The following is a 19,074-nucleotide window of genomic DNA, read 5'->3' as shown; positions in this document are numbered from 1 at the left end:
TCGGTCGCGCGGTGGGGGACGTGCCGCGCGAGACGGTGTCCGATTGCGGGCGCGACGCGCACGGCAATGGTGCGGTTCGCGCTTGCGCGAACCCGGAATGCGCACGGGCTTCGTTGCGCGCGCCAATGCAGGGCGGCTACGTCAGCGCGACGTCAACGACGTCTGCCCAACGTGCGATGCCGGATCCCAGCCGCCGCCGAGCGCCTTGAACGTCGAGATCGCTGCACGTGCGGATTCCGTCTGTGCTTGTGCACGCGCGTCGGCGGCCTGGAGCAGGGTCTCGTTGGCGTGCAATACGTCGATGAAACTCGCTGCACCGCTGCGGTACGCGGTCATCGAGGCATCCTTGGCGCGGGAAAACGACGACTCGGCGTTCGACAGCGTGGCAGCCTGCGCCTCTCGATTCACCAATGCCGAGAGCGAGTTCTCGACGTCCTCGGAGGCGCGGAGGACGGCCTGCCGATACGCCGCTAGCGCCTGCGCGTCGGCGCCTTTCGCCGCGTCGACATCGGCGCCGATGCGCGCGAAATCGAACAGGCGCCAGCGCAGCCCAACGAGGCCGGCCGCCTGGTTGGCGCCGCCCGAGAACAACGTACCGGCAGCGGCGGAGGTCGCGCTGCCGAGGAAGGCATTCAGCGAGACCGTTGGGTAGTACTCGCCGATCGCAGCGCCAATGCGCGCATTGGCGGCGGCGAGGTGACGTTCGGCCGCGATCAGATCGGGACGTCTTTGCAGCAGATCGGCTGGCGTGCCCATTTCCGCGAGCGACGGCGCAACGGGGATCACGGATGGCGGGCTCAGCTCTGCCCGGTGCGTGCCGGGAAAGGTGCCGAGCATCACATCGAGGGCGTTCGACGCTGCATCGAGCGCCGCGAGGAGGACGGGCACGCCGGCCTGAACCTGGTCGAGCGCACCTTGCGCCTGCTGAACCTGATAGTCGGCCGCCGCACCCTTCGAATACAGGAGTTTCACGTCTGCGAGAAGCGCCTGCTGCGTCTGCACCTGCCGGGTCGCGATATCCAGACGGGCCTGGAGCCCCCGGATCGTGACGTAGATATCCGCGGTCTGGGCCGCGACGGCAAGTCGGGTGGCGACCGCGGCCGCCTGCGTCGCCGAGTAATCGGCGAGCGCGGCTTCACGCCGACGGCGCAGACCACCAAAAATGTCGATCTCCCAACCGGCCTCCAGATTGGTTTCGTACTCGGTGCCCCAGCGCTCGTAACCCGGCGTGGCATTGAGCAATTGCCCCAACGGCGTGTCGACGGACTGATAGGCGCGTGCGGCCGACGCGGAAATCGAGGCCGACGGGAGGAGCGCCGCGTTGGCCGTGCCGAGGCGCGCGCGCGCCTGAGTGATCTGCGCGACGGCCTGGGCCAGATCCAGGTTCTGGTCCAGCGCCAGCGAAACGTAATGCGTGAGCAGCGGGTCGTTGAAGCTTTCCCACCATGCGGACAGATCGGCAACCGGAGCCTTTGCCGCGCGGGCGGGCGGCTGGGTCATATAGTGCTGCGCCAGCGGCGCATCCGGACGGTGGTAGTCGGGACCCACGGCGCACGCCGAAAGGGCGGCGACGCTAGCCAGGAGAACAAGGGGACGGTGCAAGGGCATGATCATCTCGGGAGCGGCAACGGGAGAGCGGATGGTGTGACCAATATACAATATGGTCACAAGTTGTCAACTGACGAGTGAGGGACTAAGCTTGAGGCATGAACAAACCGACTCCCTCCGCCTCCCCATCCCGTGGCCCCTCGGACCACGAAGTTCGCGCCCAGATCGTCGACGCCGCAACGGAATACTTCAGCCGCTACGGCTACGAAAAGACCACCGTTTCCGACCTCGCGAAGGAAATCGGGTTTTCAAAAGCCTATATTTACAAATTCTTCGACTCCAAACAGGCGATCGGTCAAGTCATCTGCGCTAATCGCCTCGCCGCGATGATCGCCGCAGTCAGAGAAAACATCGGCGGCGCGCACAGTGCGACTGAAAAATTTCGCTGCATGTTCAAGACCTTACTTGCATCTGGAAGCCAGCTCTTCTTCCAGGATCGCAAGCTCTACGATATTGCCGCCGTGTCAGCCGCATCGCCCTGGCCATCCGTCCAGGGTTATGAGGACGAGATCCGCCAACTCATCACCGATATCCTGCGGCTCGGACGCGAAACCGGCGAATTCGAACGCAAGACGCCGCAAGACGAGGCGGTGAACGCGATCTTTCTGGTGATGAAGCCTTATTTCAATCCCCTGCTGCTCCAGTACAACCTCGAGGGTGCGGAAGAGGCGACGGCCCACCTTGCGAGCCTGGTACTCAGAAGTCTTGCTCCGTGAACCCTCTCGTGACTATTGACTGAATTGGTCACGGGTATCAGAATGAGTGCTCCTGTTCTTTGCGAGAGGGGACCTCATGTTCCGGCGCCATCATTTTGTCTATACATTGGGCGTGGCTTCGCTCGCGCTCGCGGCATGCGGCGAGCATCCGGCTGCTGATCCGCGTACCGAGGCGCCGCTTGTGCGTACAAGCGCCGTTCACGGCGCGGCGGGGGCGAGCCGTTCGTTTTCGGGCGTCGTGGGCGCTCGCGTTCAGAGCGATCTCGGTTTCCGGGTCCAGGGCAAGGTCATCGAGCGCCTGGTCGACGCGGGCCAAACGGTCAAGCGCGGCCAGCCCCTGATGCGCATCGATCCGATCGATCTGGGACTGCAGGCCCGTGCGCAGCAGAAACTCGTGGATGCTGCGCAGGCGCGCGCGACGCAGACCGCCGCCGACGAGGCGCGGTATCGGGATCTCGTCGCAGCAGGCGCGGTCTCAGCGTCGACCTATGACCAGCTCAAGGCGGCCGCGGACTCCGCCAAGGCCCAGCTCGTCGCCGCGCAGGCGCAGGCAGTGCTCGCCAACAACGCTTCCGGATACGCCGTCGTCATGGCGGACGCCGACGGCGTCGTGGTCGAGACGCTGGCGGAGCCGGGCCAGGTAGTCGCGCCCGGACAAATCGTCGTGCGGCTCGCGCATGCCGGCCCCCGCGAGGCCGTCGTCCAGCTTCCCGAGACGCTGCGCCCCGCATCCGGCTCGATTGCCGAAGCAACGCTTTACGGCGCGGACCAGAAGCCTGTTCCCGCCGTCCTGCGCCAGCTTTCCGACTCCGCCGATCGACTGACACGGACCTACGAGGCGAGGTACGTCCTCGAGGGCGCGTTGTCGAATGCACCGCTCGGTGCGACCGTGACCCTCGATCTCGCCGGCGATGCCCGCCAGGCACCTGCCGCCATGGTGGTACCGGTCGGCGCCGTGTTCGATTCGGGCTCGGGCACCGGAGTCTGGACCGTCGATCGATCCCAGTCTCGGGTGACCTGGCGCAAGGTGCGTGTCACCGCATTGAGCGACGACAGTGCGACGGTGACAGGCGATCTTCGCGAAGGCGACCAGGTCGTCGCGCTCGGTGCCCAGTTGTTGCACGACGGAGAGCGCGTGCGTCTCGCCAACGACAAGATGGTCGCCGCATCCGTCTCCGCGCAAGGAGCGACCCAATGAGCGGCTTCAATTTATCGGCTCTTGCGGTGCGGGAGCGCTCGGTCACGCTGTTTCTGATCGTCCTGATCTCGATCGCCGGCGTGATTGCCTTCCTGAAGCTGGGGCGGGCCGAAGATCCGCCATTTACCGTCAAGTCGATGACGGTCATTACGGCATGGCCCGGCGCGACCGCGCAGGAAATGCAGGACCAGGTGGCCGAGCCGCTCGAAAAGCGCATGCAGGAACTGCGCTGGTACGACCGGACCGAGACCTATACGCGGCCGGGGCTGGCCTTCACCACTGTGACCTTGCTCGACAGTACGCCGCCCGCGGACGTGCCCGAGGAGTTCTATCAGGCGCGCAAGAAGCTGCATGATGAAGCGGGCAACCTGCCACCCGGCGTGATCGGCCCGCTCGTCAATGATGAGTACTCCGACGTAACGTTCGCGCTGTTCGCGCTCAAGGCGAAAGGCGAGCCGCAACGATCGCTGGTGCGCGACGCCGAGGGATTGCGCCAGCGGCTCCTTCATGTGCCGGGCGTCAAGAAGGTGAACATCATCGGCGAGCAGGCGGAACGGATCTATGTCTCGTTTTCGCACGACCGGCTCGCGACGCTCGGCGTGACGCCTCAGGAGATCTTTGCCGCGTTGAACAGCCAGAACGTTCTGACGCCGGCCGGTTCGATCGATACGGCGGGAGCGCAGGTCTTCATTCGTATCGAAGGCGCCTTCGACAAGCTGCAGACCATTCGCGACACGCCGATCGTCGTTCAGGGCCGCACGCTGAAGCTCTCCGACGTGGCGACCGTCGAACGCGGTTACGAAGACCCGGCCACTTTCCAGATTCGCAACAACGGCGAGCCGGCGTTGCTCCTCGGCGTCGTGATGCGGGACGGCTGGAACGGGCTCAACCTCGGCAAGGCGCTCGACGCGGAAGTCGCAACGATCAATGCCGGGATGCCGCTGGGCATGAGCCTCACGAAGGTGACCGACCAGGCCGTCAATATCCATTCGGCCGTCGACGAATTCATGGTCAAGTTCTTTGTCGCGCTGCTCGTGGTGATGGTCGTGAGCTTCGCGAGCATGGGATGGCGTGTCGGCATCGTCGTGTCGGCGGCGGTGCCGCTGACTCTCGCGGGCGTCTTCGTCGTGATGGCCACCACGGGCAAAAGCTTCGACCGCATCACGCTCGGTTCGCTGATTCTCGCGCTGGGCCTGCTCGTCGACGACGCGATCATCGCCATCGAAATGATGGTCGTGAAAATGGAGGAGGGCTATAACCGCGTCCAGGCGTCGGCTTACGCCTGGAGCCACACCGCCGCGCCGATGCTGTCGGGCACGCTGGTCACGGCTGTCGGCTTCATGCCGAATGGCTTCGCGCGCTCGACGGCTGGCGAATACACGAGCAACATGTTCTGGATCGTCGGCATCGCATTGATCACCTCGTGGGTCGTGGCCGTCGTCTTCACACCGTACCTCGGCGTCAAGCTGTTGCCCGATATTGCCGTGGTTGAAGGCGGTCACGGTGCCATCTACAACACGCCGAACTACCAGCGTTTTCGCGCGTTCCTGGGACGTGTGATCCGGCGAAAGTGGTTAGTCGCGGGGCTCGTGGTGGGCTTGTTCGTGATCGCCGTGATGGGCATGGGGCTGGTGAAAAAGCAGTTTTTCCCGACCTCAGATCGCCCTGAAGTGCTCGTGGAAGTGCAAATGCCGTATGGCACATCGATCGAACAAACCTCTGCGGCGACGGAGAGGGTCGAGGCGTGGCTCGCGAAGCAGTCGGAAGCGAAGATCGTGACGTCGTACATCGGACAGGGGGCGCCGCGCTTCTATCTGGCGATGTCGCCGGAATTGCCCGATTCGTCTTTCGCGAAGATGGTGATCCGCACGAATGACGAGAAGCAGCGTGAGGCGCTCAAATTCCGTCTGCGCAAAGCCATCGCCGAAGGGCTGGTGCCCGGGGCGCAGGTTCGCGTCACCCAACTGGTGTTCGGCCCTTACTCGCCTTACCCCGTTGCGTTCAGAGTCATGGGCCCGGACGCCCGGACGCTGCGCACCATCGCCGCGCAGGTCGAACGGACCATGAATGGCAACCCGATGATGCGAACGGTGAACGCCGACTGGGGCCCGCGAGTGCCCACGGTGCATTTCACGCTCGATCAAAATCGGCTTGGTGCGTTTGGGTTGACGTCGAGTTCCGTCGCGCAGCAACTGCAATTCCTGCTGACAGGCATTCCCGTCACGCACGTGCGCGAGGACATTCGCTCGGTGGAACTCGTCGCGAGATCGGCGGGCGAGATACGGCTCGATCCGCAGCGTATCGACGGATTTACGCTGATCGGCTCGGCGGGGCAGCGCGTACCGCTCTCGCAGATCGGCAAGGTCGACATTCGCATGGAAGATCCGATTCTTCGCCGTCGCGATCGCACGCCGACGATCACAGTGCGCGGCGATATTGCGGAAGGACTGCAGCCGCCCGATGTGTCGACGGCAATGCTCGCGCAACTCCAGCCGATTATTGCGAAGTTGCCCGACGGTTATCGGATCGAGGAAGCCGGTTCCATCGAGGAAGCCGACAAGGCCACGAAGGCGCTCGCGCCGCTGTTTCCCATCATGATTGCGCTGACGCTGCTCATCATCATTTTCCAGACGCGCTCGATTGCCGCGACCATGATGGTGTTCGCGACGAGTCCGCTGGGTCTGATTGGCGTCGTGCCGACACTTCTGCTGTTCAACCAGCCCTTCGGGATCAATGCGCTGGTGGGGTTCATCGCTCTCTCGGGCATTCTAATGCGCAACACGCTCATTCTGATCGGCCAGATCGAGCAGAACGCGCACGCAGGCATGACGCCCTTCGACGCGGTGGTGGAAGCCACGATCCAGCGGTCCAGGCCCGTGATTCTGACCGCGCTCGCAGCGATGCTGGCCTTCATTCCGTTGACGCATTCCGTGTTCTGGGGCACGTTGGCTTATACGCTGATTGGCGGGACTTTTGCCGGAACGATTCTGACGCTGGTGTTTCTGCCCGCGATGTATTCGATCTGGTTCAAGATCCGACCAGGGGCAGTGGAAAGCCATTCCGCGCTCGAACCCAACGCCAGCGCGATTATGTAGACATGTTCGCACCCGGGCGATGCGGGTTTCGCCCGGGACCTCTGTCGATGTGGACTGGCAATGAGCCGTTTGGTCCCGAAATGGAAGTCGTGCGGTGAATACAGGTCAGTTTTCTGAAGTCATTTAGACGACTGCAGGTCTGACCGGAAATTCAAATCGACGTTCGGCTGAAGTTACTCAAAGATTACTGTCAGGCGCGGGCGATGTCGCTCCCCGATGAGCGGCCGTTCGTCCCACTTCTCCCCAATGACAGCTTCCGAGGTGGAGCGGACGTGTAAATGTCCGTCGGAGCGCGATGGCGAATGGCCGGTCATGGCCGAGGCCGTGTAGAAACGCGTTCGGTCACCTAGGCTGAAGCAATCCGTTCTGATGAGAGGCTTCAGACTTTGTCCGACCTCGATGGCCAGCCGCCTGTGCCGCAGTGACAGGCCCTCCGCACGATACAACCCGTAGACGCGCTTGCAATTGTCTCGCCAGCCTTCCCGTTGCAGGATCATGTGAACGCGCCGATACCCGTAGTGCACGCGCATAGCGGTGATCTCCTTGATACGCACGAGCAGCGCCGATGAATCACGCGCAACCGACTGATACCGATACAGCGAGCGAGACATGCTAAACAACGCGCAGCTCTTGGTCAGATTCGTTCGATTGCGATCACGCAATTTATCGACAACGCTCGCCTTGCAAAGCCGGCGCGGACCACACATTTTTTGCGAGTAGGTCCATGGCCTTGTCCCGGCTCTGATCCTTCACGAGCCGCTTCAGCTTCGCGTTCTCCTCTTCGAGCTCGCGCAAGCGGCGCAACTCAGAAGGCCCCAACCCTCCGAATTTCTTCTTCCAGTTGTAGAAAGTCGCCTCGCTGATTCCGAGCTTGCGACAGATCTCTTCGTCAAGCTGCCGTTCTGAACGACGTGCGCACGCGCTTCGCCGACGCATCCGCTACGTAGGAAGACAGGCCTCGTGCCGCGTCGAGCGGTCGAGCGTGACACCACCCGTTGACAACACAACGAACCGTTCGGGGTTTGCGTCCCGTTCGGCTTTTCATGGCGCCGGAGCAATTTGGAGGAAAGGGATGTCGGGCTATCGCGAATTGAAGGCGCAAGCCGATGAACTGATGAAACGTGCCGAGGAAGCGCGACAGGCTGAACTCGAGACCGTGCTGCAGGAGGTCCGTACCCGTGTCGCCGAATATGGGTTGACCCCGAGACAGATATTCGGCCGTCAGGGCAGTGCCACAAGGGCGGCGCGAAAAACGGCTGCCGTCGCGCCGAAGTACCGCGATCCGAACACCGGAGCGACGTGGTCCGGCCGGGGACGCGAGCCGGCATGGATCAAGGGGAAGCGCCGCGAGCGCTTCCTGATCGAACGCCAGGAGGGTTGAACGCGACATTGCGCGATGCCCATAAAATGGAGGCGTCCGCCGACCCGTGCTTCGCCAGGACCCTGGCGACGAGCGGGCCGGCTTACCCGCGACCTCCAAGGCCACTATGGAAATCAAATGGATCGAGGATTTCCTCGCGCTCGCGCAATACCAGAGCTTTTCCCGCGCGGCTGAATTTCGCAACGTCACGCAGTCGGGCTTCAGCCGCCGCATCCAGTCGCTCGAACAGTGGATCGGCTCCGAGCTGATCGACCGCAGCAGCTTTCCGCCGGTGCTGACGCCGGCAGGGCGCCTGTTCCGCGAAACGGCCGAGGACGTCATCAGCCGCCTGTACGATACCCGCGCGATCATCCGCACCGAGCAGCGGATCGCCGGCAAGAGCCTGCAGATCGCCGCGGGCCACACGATCGCGCTGAGTTTCCTGCCGGCCTGGCTCAAGGCGCTCGCCCCGCATTTCGGCGAAGTGCGGGCGCGTGTCATTCCGACGAACGTCCACGACTCGATCCTGATGCTCGTCAACGGCAACTGCGAGCTGATGTTTGCGTATCACCATCCCGAGCTGCCGCTCCATCTCGACCCGGCGAAGTACGAGCACCTGACAGTGGGCCTCGACACGCTGATGCCGGCGTGCCGGCCGAACCGTCGATCGGCGCCCGCGTTTCGCCTGCCCGGAACGAAGCAGAATCCGCTGCCGCTGATTACCTACACGGAAACCAGCTACTTCGGCCGCTGTCTCGCGCTGCTGCTCGGCCGCGCACCGGATGCGCCGGCCTTGCAGCTGCATTACGAATCGGACATGGCCGAAGTGCTCAAGAAGCTCGTGATGGAAGGCGAGGGCGTTGCGTGGCTGCCCCGGAGCGCGATCGCCGCCGAACTGGCGGCCGGCGACCTCGTGCCGGCCGGCCCGGCGGCGTGGAACCTGGAAGTCGAGCTGCGCGTGTATCGCGACGTGTCCAATCGCAGCGAATTCCTGGACTCCCTCTGGCAGCATCTGCGCGCGGCGCCTGCCCGGCTCGGCTGAACCAGGGTTTTCCCGCGTTATGCGACGCTCGCATACCGCCATGTTGCACTGGCATCACGATTTTTTCGGCCGTTCCTACCATTCGTTCCAACGGCACATGCGACGCGTGACCTGCGTCGCGCGGCCTTCTTCGCAGCGCGCTCGCCGCCTTCCGGCGGCCGAGTGCCACCCAAGGACGAATGGACATGAAAAATCGCCTCACCTTAAGCATCGCAGTCGGCATGATCCTCGGTGTCATCGCCGGTTATGCGTGCCACGCCAACATCACCGACCCGGCCACGCTCAAGATGATCGCCGGCTACTTCTCGATCGTCACCGACATCTTCCTGCGCCTGATCAAGATGATCATCGCGCCGCTGGTGTTCGTGACGCTCGTGTCCGGCCTGGCCGGCATGGACAGCGGCGAGGACGTCGGCCGCATCGGCCTGCGCTCGATCGGCTGGTTCATCTGCGCGTCGCTGATTTCGTTGATTCTCGGCCTCGTGATGGCCAATGCGCTGCAGCCGGGCGCCGGTCTCAACCTCACGGAGACCGCCGGCGAGGTCAACACCGGACTGAACACCGCCGCGCTGAACGCCCGGGACGTGATCACGCATGCGTTCCCGACCAGCCTGCTCGATGCGATGGCGCGCAACGACATCCTGCAGATCCTGGTGTTCTCGGTCTTTCTCGGCGTTGCGCTGAGCGCGTTGAAGCGTGACCAGCGCGTCGGCGCCGTGATCCAGGCGATCGACGGGATGGTGCCGGTGATGCTGCGCCTGACGAACTACGTGATGCGCGCGGCACCGCTCGGCGTGTTCGGTGCGATCGCGTCGTCGGTCACGCTGCGCGGGCTCGACGTGATCTACACGTACGGGAAGCTGATCGGCGCGTTCTATCTCGGCTTGCTGGTGCTCTGGGCGATCCTGATCGGCGTCGGCTACGTGTTTCTCGGGCGGGGCGTCTGGCGCCTGCTGAAGGTCGTGCGCGAGCCCGCGCTGATCGCCTTCTCGACCGCCAGCAGCGAGGCCGCCTATCCGCGCCTGACCGAGCAGCTCGAGCAGTTCGGCGTCGACAAGAAGGTGGTGGGCTTCACGCTGCCGCTGGGTTACGCGTTCAACCTCGACGGATCGATGATGTATCAGGCGTTCGCGGCCATCTTCATCGCGCAGGCGTTCGGCGTGCACATGCCGCTGTCGGAGCAGGTGTTCATGCTGCTGGTGCTGATGTTGAGCAGCAAGGGCATGGCGAGCGTGCCGCGCGGCTCGGTGGTCGTGGTCGCGGCGGTCGCGCCGATGTTCCATCTGCCGGTGGCCGGCGTCGCGATGGTGCTCGCGATCGACCAGATCCTCGACATGGGCCGCACGATGACGAACGTGATCGGCAACAGCGTGGCGACGGCGGTGATCGCGAAGTGGGAGAGCCGGCGCGCGGCGCAGTCGCAGGGTGCCGTATTCGACCAGCCGGAGCTGAACGCATGATGTGCACGGATAGCGTGAATGCCCGGCGGAAATTCGGCGTGGTCGGCGGCCTGGGGCCGCTGGGCAGTGCCGACGTGTTCTTCAAGATGGTGAAGGCGACGCCGGCGTCGTCCGACGAGGAACACGCCGAGATGATCTTCGAGCAATACCCGTTCAAGGGCTCGGGGTCGGGCAGCGCGGCGACCATCGAGCGCAAGCTGTACGTGTTCGACATGATCCGGCAGTTCGAGAAGCGCGGCGTGACGACGGTCGTGCTGCCATGTTTCCTGAGCCACACGTTCATCGACGAATTGAAGGCGAATACGCGCCTGCCGATCGTGGACATCGTCGAAGCCGTTCGCTACCACGTGCGGCGCAAGTACCCGGACGCGACGCGCATTGGCGTGCTGGCTTCCGACTACGTGCGGGACAAGCGACTCATCGAGACGTATTTCCCGTCACCGCAGTTCGACGTCGTTCACCCGCGGACGCATGACGGGATCGATCTCGTGACGGAAGCCATCTACGGTGCCGATGGCATCAAGCGCGGCAATCTGTGCGGCCGGCCGGTCGAACTGCTGCGCCGCGCATGCGAGGACCTGATCGATCAGGGCGTGCAGGTGATCGTCCCCGGCCTGACCGAGATCGCGCTGGTCGCGGGCGAAATCGGCCCGCTGCGCGTACCGGTCGTGGATTCGAACCTCGCATATGCGCAGTACGCGGTGACCGGGCACGCCGGCTCACGCGCGGCGCCGTTCAAGGTTGGCGTGGTCGGCGGCGTCGGGCCGGCCGCGACGGTCGATTTCCTGGACAAGATCGTGCGCAACACGCCGGCGTCCCGTGATCAGGAACACATCAAGCTGCTGGTCGAACAGAACCCGCAGATTCCCGACCGGACCGAGAACCTGATCGGCACCGGCGCGGACCCGACGATCTCGTTGTACGCGACCTGCAAGAAGCTCGAGGACGGCGATGCCGACGTCATCGCGATTCCGTGCAACACCGCGCATGCGTTCGTCGAGCGGATCCAGCCGTACCTCGGCATTCCGATCGTCAACATGCTGACCGTCACGGTCGCCTACCTGCGCGACACCTATCCGGTGCTGCGGGAGGTCGGGGTGCTCGCGACGTCCGGCACGATCGAAAGCGGGGTCTACCGGAAGGCGCTGGAGTCGCAAGGGCTTCGGCAAGTCGCGCCGGGGCCGGCATTGCAGGCGCGCGTGATGGCAGCGATCTACGGGAAGCGGGGCGTCAAGGCCGGCTTCACGTCCGGACAGTGCGAGGAAGATATCGGGGCGGCCATCGAGGCGATGATTGCCGAGGGCGTGAGCGTAATCGTGCTCGGCTGTACGGAACTGCCGCTCCTGCTTCCTGGCGGTGAATATGTTGCGCGGAACGGGAGGCGCGCGACGCTCGTCGATCCAACCGATGTACTGGCCCGCACGTGTATTGCGTATGCGATGGCGGGCGGCGGGTGAGCCGCGGTTTGCCCCGGGAGCAGACGTCGACGGCGCACGCCGCTCGGCCTGCCCGTGGAAAACTGTATGAATATACAGTATAGTATCCGTCGAACTCGAGCGGCGCGGGCATGACCCGTGCGGCACGTGCGCCGCGCGTGCGGGCATCCGCCGCAGCGTTCCGGCACCGTGAATTCCGGCTAACTCATCCAGACGGGCAGGCAAATTGTCATCCAGCAATCTGATCCGCATTCGCGGAGCACGTCAGCACAACCTCAAGAACCTCGATCTCGACCTGCGCACCGGCGAAATGACAGTCGTCACCGGCCCGTCGGGCTCCGGCAAGTCGAGCCTCGTGTTCGACACGCTGTACGCGGAAGGCCAGCGGCGCTACGTCGAAACCTTCAGCGCGTATGCGCGGCAGTTCCTCGACCGGATGGACCGCCCGCAGGTCGAGCGCGTCGACGGCGTGCCGCCCGCGATCGCGATCGACCAGACCAACCCGGTCCGCAGCTCGCGCTCGACCGTCGGCACGATGACCGAGCTCAACGATCACCTGAAGCTGCTGTACGCGCGCGCGGCCGAGCTGTTCGACCGCCAGACCGCGCGGCAGGTGCGGCATGACACGCCCGAGACGATCTACGCGGAACTCGTCGAGCGCACGCGCGCCGACGACCCGCGTGTCGTCGTCACGTTCCCGGTCGAGCTGCCGGAAAGCGCGTCCGAAGAAGAAGTCACGCAGTGGCTGTCCGCGAGCGGCTACACGCGCGTGCAGGCGCAGCGTGAAGTCGCGTCGCCCACGGGCCCGCGCAAGCTGCTCGACGTGGTGGCCGACCGCTTCCGCGTGCAGCAGGCCGACAAGGTGCGCGTGGTCGAGGCGATCGAGGCGTCGCTCAAGCGCGGCGGCGGCCGCGTGAACGTCTACGTGCTCGTGCCGGAAGCGGAAAACGCGCTCGCCGAGCCGCAGGTGTGGCGTTTCTCCACCGGGCTGCACGACCCTGACAGCGACCTGCGCTACGCGGAGCCGCAGGCGGCGCTGTTCTCGTTCAACTCGGCCTACGGCGCATGCGAGACCTGCCGCGGCTTCGGGCGCGTGATCGGCGTCGATCTCGGCCTCGTGATCCCCGACGCGCGCAAGACGCTGCGCGGCGGCGCGATCAAGCCGATGCAGACGCCCGCCTGGAAGGAGTGCCAGGACGACCTGATGCGCTACGCGGCGAAGGCGGACATCCGCCGCGACACGCCGTGGTCCGACCTGGCCGACGCCGAGCGCGACTGGGTGATCAACGGCTCGCCGGACTGGAACGGCAAGTGGCAGAGCCAGTGGTACGGCGTGAAACGCTTCTTCGGCTATCTCGAATCGAAAGCGTACAAGATGCATATCCGCGTGCTGCTGTCGAAGTACCGCAGCTACACGCCGTGCGAGGTCTGCGGCGGCGCGCGCCTGAAGACGGAATCGCTGCAGTGGCGGCTCGGCTCGAAGGCGAACGCCGATGCGGTGCTGGCGCCCGCGAATCGCTTCATGCCGCGCGGCGTCGACTGGACGCGCACGCAGCTCGAGGCGCTGCCGGGCCTGACGGTGCATGACCTGATGCTGCTGCCGATCGAGCGCATTCGCCGCTTCTTCGACGAGATCACGCTGCCGAGCGCGCTGCTCGACGATGCATTGAAGCTGCTGCTCGCCGAGGTGCGCACGCGCCTCAAATACCTGTGCGACGTGGGGCTCGGCTACCTGACGCTCGACCGGCAGAGCCGCACGCTGTCCGGCGGCGAGGTGCAGCGGATCAACCTGACCACGGCGCTCGGTACGTCGCTGACAAAAACGCTGTTCGTGCTCGACGAGCCGAGCATCGGCCTGCATCCGCGCGACCTCACGCGGATCGTCGAGGCGATGCAGCGGCTGCGCGACGCGGGCAATACGCTGGTCGTCGTCGAGCACGATCCGTCGGTGATGCTCGCGGCAGACCGGCTGATCGACATGGGTCCGGGCCCCGGCGAGCGCGGCGGCACGATCGTCTACGACGGCACGCCGGGCGACATCCGTTCCGCGCACACGCTGACGGGCGAGTATCTCGGCGGCCGCAAGCACGTCGCGCATGCGTCGAACTGGGCGCGCCGCCCGGTGGACGCGAACACGCCGCGCATCGTGCTCGAAGGCGCGACCGAGCACAACCTGCGCGACGTGACGGTCGAGATTCCGCTGCAGCGGCTCGTGTGCGTGACGGGCGTGTCGGGTTCCGGCAAGTCGACGCTGCTGCAGGACGTGCTTTATCCGGCGATGGCGCGCCATCACGGCAAGGCGACCGAGTCGCCCGGTGCGTTCCGCAATCTCACGGGCGCCGACCAGGTCGGCGACGTCGTGTTCGTCGATCAATCGCCGATCGGCAAGACCACGCGCTCGAACCCGGCCAGCTACGTCGGCGCGTTCGACGAGATCCGCAAGCTGTTCGCGAAGGCGCCGCTCGCGCTGCAACGCGGCTACGGCGCCGGTACGTTCAGCTTCAACTCGGGCGACGGTCGTTGCCCGACCTGCGGCGGATCGGGCTTCGAGCACATCGAGATGCAGTTCCTGAGCGACGTCTATCTGCGCTGCCCGGATTGCGACGGCAGCCGCTACCGCGCCGAGATTCTCGAAGTGCGCATCGAGCGCGACGGCCGCGCGCTGAACATCGCCGACGTGCTCGACCTGACCGTCAGCGAAGCGGCCGCGTTCTTCGCGGCCGATGCCGAGGTGCTGCGTGTGCTGCAGCCGATCGTCGACGTTGGCCTCGAATACGTGAAGCTCGGCCAGCCGGTGCCGACGTTGTCGGGCGGCGAAGCGCAGCGGCTGAAGCTGGCCGGCTTCCTCGCCGAATCGGCGGCCGCCGCGGGCGGGCGCCGGGTCGCGAGCGAGGAGGCGCGCGTCGCGCGCGCGAAGCTGTTCATGTTTGACGAGCCGACCACCGGGCTGCACTTCGACGACATCGCGAAGCTGATGCAGGCGTTCGGCAAGCTGCTCGCTGCCGGACATTCGCTGATCGTGATCGAGCACAACCTCGACGTGATCCGCGCGGCCGACTGGCTGATCGATCTCGGGCCGGAAGGCGGCGACGGCGGCGGCCTCGTGCTGTGCGCGGGCACGCCCGACGACGTGAAGGCGTGCGCGCAATCGCATACCGGCGTCGCGCTGCTGCAGTACGACCGCGCGATGGACGGCGAAACCGCGCTCGCCGACGAAGGCGTGCCGCTGCAGGCCGTGCTGAACGCCGCCCGCGAGCGACGCGCGATCGAGGGCGAGGACGTCGTGCGGATCGTCAACGCGCGCGAGCACAACCTGAAGGCACTCGACGTCGACATCCCGCACGGCAAGTTCAACGTTATCACCGGCGTGTCGGGGTCCGGCAAGTCGACGCTCGCGTTCGACATCCTGTTCCACGAAGGCCAGCGCCGCTACCTCGAATCGCTGAACGCGTATGCACGCTCGATCGTGCAGCCGGCCGGGCGGCCTGAAGTCGATGCGGTGTACGGCATTCCGCCGACGGTGGCGATCGAGCAGCGGCTGTCGCGTGGCGGCCGCAAGAGCACGGTCGCGACCACGTCCGAAGTCTGGCACTTCCTGCGGCTGCTGTACGTGAAGCTCGGCCTGCAGCATTGCATCCACGACGGCACGCCCGTCACGTCGCAAACCGTCGAATCGATCGCCGCGCAGCTGCTGCGCGACCATCGCGGCGAGCACGTCGGGCTGCTCGCGCCGCTCGTCGTCAACCGCAAGGGCGTCTATACCGATCTCGCGAAGTGGGCGAAGGCGCGCGGCAGCACGCATCTGCGCGTGGACGGCGAGTTCGTGACGGTCGATCCGTGGCCGAAGCTCGATCGCTTCCGCGAGCACACGATCGAATTGCCGGTGGCCGACATCGTCGTGTCGCCGGACGACGAGGCCGAGTTGCGGCGCGTGCTCGACGAGACGCTCGAGCTCGGCAAGGGCGTGATGCACCTGCTCGCGCCGCTCGACGGGCTGCACCAGGCGATGCAGAACGATCATTCGACCGCGCGCGTCGGCGAGATCAAGGTGCTGTCGGTCAAGCGCGCGTGCCCGGTGTGCGGCACGAGCTACCCGGAACTCGATCCGCGGATGTTCTCGTACAACAGCAAGCACGGCTGGTGCACGACCTGCGTCGGCACCGGGGTCACGCTCACGCGCGAACAGCGCGCGGCATACGACGATACCGTGCTCGCCGGGGACGATCGCGGCCGCGAGCAGACTTTGCCGTCGGACGAGCAGGAACCGGAAGGCGTCGGCAACGAGCCGTGTCCGGATTGCGGCGGCACGCGCCTGAATCCGTCCGCGCGCGCGGTCAAGTTCGACGCGCATCCGATCGTCGAGGTCGCGCAGTGGACGGTGTCCGATACGCGCCGCTGGATCGACGCGCTGGAACTGACCGGCCGCGACGCGCAGATCGCGCGCGACATCGTCAGCGAGATCGGCAGCCGCCTCGCGTTTCTCGAGGAAGTCGGGCTCGGCTACCTGAGCCTCGATCGCGCGGCGCCGAGCCTGTCGGGCGGCGAAGCGCAGCGCATCCGGCTCGCGGCGCAGCTCGGCAGCAACCTGCAGGGCGTGTGCTATGTGCTCGACGAGCCGACGATCGGCCTGCATCCGCGCGACAACCAGATCCTGCTGGACGCGCTGCGCAAGCTCGGCGACAAGGGCAACACGCTCGTCGTCGTCGAGCATGACGAGGACACGATTCGCCGCGCCGATCACATCATCGACGTGGGCCCGGGCGCCGGCAAGCGCGGCGGCACGCTGGTCGCCGAAGGGGCGGTCGCCGATCTGGCCGCACAGCACGATTCGGTCACGGGCCGCCTGCTCGCGCACCCGATGACGCACCCGCTGCAACCGCGCCGTGCGGTGAGCCTCGCGGGCAAGAAGGGCGCACCGGCGGTGCCGGAGGGCTGGCTGACCGTGCACGGCGCGACGCTGCACAACTTGCACGACGTCACGGTCGGGATTCCGCTCGCGCGGCTCGTCGCGGTGACGGGCGTCAGCGGTTCGGGCAAGTCGACGCTCGCGCGCGATGTGCTGATGACGAACCTGCTCGATGCGGTCGGCCGCTCGGTGCTGTCGTCGCCGGCCACGCGGCGCGCGCGCAAGGCCGCGCAGCAGGATGCGCCGGCTACCAACCGCCGCTCGAGCGTGCTCGCACGCAGCGCGCCGCGGCCGTCGCTGAACGTCACGCATGCGTGGCAAGGCTGCGAGTCGCTGAGCGGCTGGGAGCAGATCGACCGCGTGCTCGAAGTCGACCAGACGCCGATCGGCAAGACGCCGCGCTCGTGCCCGGCCACCTACATCGGCGTGTGGGACACGATCCGCAAGCTGTTCGCCGATACGCTGGAAGCGCGCGCGCGCGGCTACACGGCGTCGCGTTTCTCGTTCAACACCGGCGACGGGCGGTGCCCGGCTTGCGAAGGGCAAGGCGTGCGCACGATCGGGATGAGCTTCCTGCCCGACGTGAAGGTGCCGTGCGACGTGTGCCACGGGCAGCGCTTCAATCCGGAGACGCTCGCGGTCACGTGGCGCGGCCGGAACATCGGCGACGTGCTGACGATGGAAATCGACGAAGCGGTGGAGTTCTTCGCGCCGATTTCGAACATCGCGCATCCGCTGCAGCTGATGAAGGACGTCGGCCTTGGCTATCTGACGCTCGGCCAGCCGTCGCCGACGCTGTCCGGCGGCGAGGCGCAGCGGATCAAGCTCGTCACGGAGCTCACGAAGGTGCGCGACGACATCACGCGGCGCGGCCAGAAAGCGCCGCATACGCTGTACGTGCTCGACGAGCCGACGGTTGGTCTGCATATGGCCGACGTCGCGAAACTGATCCGTGTGCTGCACCGGCTGGTCGACGGAGGGCATAGCGTCGTCGTGATCGAGCACGACCTCGACGTGATCGCGGAAGCCGACTGGATCATCGATCTCGGCCCGGAAGGCGGCGTGGGCGGCGGCACGATCGTCGCGGCGGCGCCGCCGGAAGGGCTCGCGCAGGTGAAGGCGAGCCATACCGGGCAGGCGCTCAAGCCCGTGCTGGCGCGAACGGCGACGGAAGACGATGAGACGGCGCGGCAGGGAGAAGCGCGGGTCGGTTGAACGCGGTGCATCATGTGAGCGGCCCCGGTGTCTGATCAGGCACCGGGGCCGCTTTTACGTTCGTCCGTGCGGTCAGCCGCGCAATCTCATTCACCCTTGACGCCGATCGTCTCGATGATGGTCTCGAGTTGCGGGCTCATCGGCAGGTTGAGGCTCATGCCCGACGGAAGCGGACGCAGGAACCAGCGCTTGTACTGACGCGTGATCTCGCCGTCGACGGCCAGTTCCTCGAACGTGCTCTTCACGACCTGCGCCAGCTGCGGATCGTCCTTGCGGAACATGATTCCGTACGGGTCGTATGACAGGAAATCGCCAACCACGTCGTACTGGCCACCCTTGCCCGCATTCTCGGCAATCAGGCCGTACAGCAGCACGTCGTCCGTCGCGAACGCATCGGCCTGACCATTCGCGACGAGCGCGAAGCCCTGCGCGTGGTCCGGCACCACCTGCAGCTGGATCCCGAGCCTGAACCGCGCGTCCAGGTCGCGCAGCGCCTTCTCGTTGGTCGTGCCGGCCGTCACCGCGACCTTCTTGCCCGCGAGATCGCGGAACGAGCGAATCGGCGAGCCTCGCTTCACCATCACCTTCGTGCCGGCCACGAAGATGATCGGCGAGAACGCCACGCGCTTCTGGCGCTCCAGGTTGCTCGTCGTGGAGCCGCATTCCAGATCGACCGTGCCGTTGACCACCGCGTCGATGCGGTTGTCGGAAGTGACCGGCACCCAGCGGATCGTCAGGCTCCTGTTGACCGCATCCTCGATCGACGACACGAGCGCCTTGCAGAGCTCGATCGAATAACCGATCGGCTGTTTGCGCGCATTCAGGTACGAGAACGGGATCGACGCGTCGCGATAGCCGAGCGCGATCGTGCCGCTGCTGCGCACCTTCGCGAGCGTGCCGGTCAGTTGGGCCGGCGCGAACGGCTCGACGCGCGGCGTCGGGGACGGCGCATCTTCCGCGTGCGCGGCTGCGCCCGCGGCAAGCAGGCCTGCGAGCGCGAGCGCACGCCAGAATCGCTGCATCTTCATCGTCGGGCCT

At 65.7% G+C, this 19,074-nt stretch carries 10 protein-coding genes and 2 pseudogenes; 8 read left to right on the top strand and 4 right to left on the bottom strand.

Going from position 1 to position 19,074, the window contains the following annotated elements; all coding sequences use genetic code 11:
* Window positions 1–141 precede the first annotated feature (141 nt).
* On the bottom strand, window positions 142–1,608 hold the full coding sequence (locus tag LGM71_RS24435) for an efflux transporter outer membrane subunit (protein ID WP_226116860.1): 1,467 nt from the start codon (window positions 1,606–1,608) through the stop codon (window positions 142–144).
* 98 nt (window positions 1,609–1,706) lie between these two features.
* Between LGM71_RS24435 and LGM71_RS24430 the strand changes: the two genes are divergently transcribed.
* The 3 genes from LGM71_RS24430 to LGM71_RS24420 all read left to right on the top strand — a co-directional run bounded on the left by LGM71_RS24430 (window position 1,707) and on the right by LGM71_RS24420 (window position 6,617).
* Window positions 1,707–2,324, top strand: coding sequence for a TetR/AcrR family transcriptional regulator (locus tag LGM71_RS24430; protein ID WP_151049994.1), 618 nt, complete (start codon window positions 1,707–1,709; stop codon window positions 2,322–2,324).
* A 76-nt stretch (window positions 2,325–2,400) separates the two neighbouring features.
* The gene (locus LGM71_RS24425) at window positions 2,401–3,522 is read left to right on the top strand and encodes an efflux RND transporter periplasmic adaptor subunit (protein WP_226116859.1); all 1,122 of its coding nucleotides are present in this window, start codon (window positions 2,401–2,403) and stop codon (window positions 3,520–3,522) included.
* Window positions 3,519–6,617: an efflux RND transporter permease subunit gene (locus tag LGM71_RS24420; RefSeq protein ID WP_226116858.1), complete on the top strand. Its 3,099-nt coding sequence runs from the start codon at window positions 3,519–3,521 to the stop codon at window positions 6,615–6,617. Before LGM71_RS24425 ends, LGM71_RS24420 begins: the two co-directional genes overlap by 4 nt.
* 407 nt (window positions 6,618–7,024) lie before the next feature.
* Here LGM71_RS24420 and LGM71_RS33460 read toward each other — a convergent pair.
* A pseudogene (locus tag LGM71_RS33460) lies at window positions 7,025–7,246 on the bottom strand (IS3 family transposase); the annotation flags it as partial.
* 78 nt (window positions 7,247–7,324) lie between these two features.
* Window positions 7,325–7,502: pseudogene (locus LGM71_RS33455) on the bottom strand (transposase); the annotation flags it as partial.
* Window positions 7,503–7,689: 187 nt separating this feature from the next.
* Between LGM71_RS33455 and LGM71_RS24410 the strand changes: the two are divergent.
* The 5 genes from LGM71_RS24410 (at window position 7,690) to uvrA (ending at window position 18,036) form a co-directional block, all read left to right on the top strand.
* Window positions 7,690–7,998 (top strand): H-NS histone family protein, encoded by a 309-nt coding sequence (locus tag LGM71_RS24410; protein WP_175815404.1) that lies wholly within the window; start codon window positions 7,690–7,692, stop codon window positions 7,996–7,998.
* A 106-nt stretch (window positions 7,999–8,104) separates the two neighbouring features.
* Complete coding sequence (locus tag LGM71_RS24405; protein WP_059605477.1) at window positions 8,105–9,019, top strand: LysR substrate-binding domain-containing protein; 915 nt, start codon at window positions 8,105–8,107, stop codon at window positions 9,017–9,019.
* 185 nt (window positions 9,020–9,204) lie between these two features.
* A complete protein-coding gene (locus LGM71_RS24400) occupies window positions 9,205–10,479 on the top strand; it encodes a dicarboxylate/amino acid:cation symporter (protein ID WP_226116857.1) in 1,275 nt (424 codons plus the stop codon).
* Window positions 10,476–11,936, top strand: coding sequence for an amino acid racemase (locus tag LGM71_RS24395; RefSeq protein ID WP_413226907.1), 1,461 nt, complete (start codon window positions 10,476–10,478; stop codon window positions 11,934–11,936). The genes LGM71_RS24400 and LGM71_RS24395 overlap by 4 nt, the downstream gene beginning before the upstream one ends.
* A gap of 205 nt (window positions 11,937–12,141) precedes the next feature.
* Window positions 12,142–18,036, top strand: a complete 5,895-nt coding sequence (uvrA, locus tag LGM71_RS24390; protein WP_226116856.1) for an excinuclease ABC subunit UvrA — start codon at window positions 12,142–12,144, stop codon at window positions 18,034–18,036.
* A gap of 86 nt (window positions 18,037–18,122) precedes the next feature.
* On the opposite strand, the gene LGM71_RS24385 is transcribed toward uvrA, so the two are convergent.
* Window positions 18,123–19,064, bottom strand: a complete 942-nt coding sequence (locus LGM71_RS24385) for an amino acid ABC transporter substrate-binding protein (RefSeq protein WP_226116855.1) — start codon at window positions 19,062–19,064, stop codon at window positions 18,123–18,125.
* Window positions 19,065–19,074: the final 10 nt, after the last annotated feature.

It is taken from the genome of Burkholderia sp. AU33545, assembly GCF_020419685.1.
GTDB classification, from domain to species: Bacteria; Pseudomonadota; Gammaproteobacteria; order Burkholderiales; family Burkholderiaceae; genus Burkholderia; species Burkholderia diffusa.
The sequence above is the reverse complement of the archived record's forward strand: the minus strand, read 5'-3'. Positions and strand labels throughout refer to the sequence as shown.

Bases quoted from the DNA above. Each gene is read 5' to 3' on its own strand.
- LGM71_RS24435 (WP_226116860.1), bottom strand. From the start codon at position 1,608: ATGCCCTTGCACCGTCCCCTTGTTCTCCTGGCTAGCGTCGCCGCCCTT.
- LGM71_RS24430 (WP_151049994.1), top strand. From the start codon at position 1,707: ATGAACAAACCGACTCCCTCCGCCTCCCCATCCCGTGGCCCCTCGGAC.
- LGM71_RS24425 (WP_226116859.1), top strand. From the start codon at position 2,401: ATGTTCCGGCGCCATCATTTTGTCTATACATTGGGCGTGGCTTCGCTC.
- LGM71_RS24420 (WP_226116858.1), top strand. From the start codon at position 3,519: ATGAGCGGCTTCAATTTATCGGCTCTTGCGGTGCGGGAGCGCTCGGTC.
- LGM71_RS24410 (WP_175815404.1), top strand. From the start codon at position 7,690: ATGTCGGGCTATCGCGAATTGAAGGCGCAAGCCGATGAACTGATGAAA.
- LGM71_RS24405 (WP_059605477.1), top strand. From the start codon at position 8,105: ATGGAAATCAAATGGATCGAGGATTTCCTCGCGCTCGCGCAATACCAG.
- LGM71_RS24400 (WP_226116857.1), top strand. From the start codon at position 9,205: ATGAAAAATCGCCTCACCTTAAGCATCGCAGTCGGCATGATCCTCGGT.
- LGM71_RS24395 (WP_413226907.1), top strand. From the start codon at position 10,476: ATGATGTGCACGGATAGCGTGAATGCCCGGCGGAAATTCGGCGTGGTC.
- LGM71_RS24385 (WP_226116855.1), bottom strand. From the start codon at position 19,064: ATGAAGATGCAGCGATTCTGGCGTGCGCTCGCGCTCGCAGGCCTGCTT.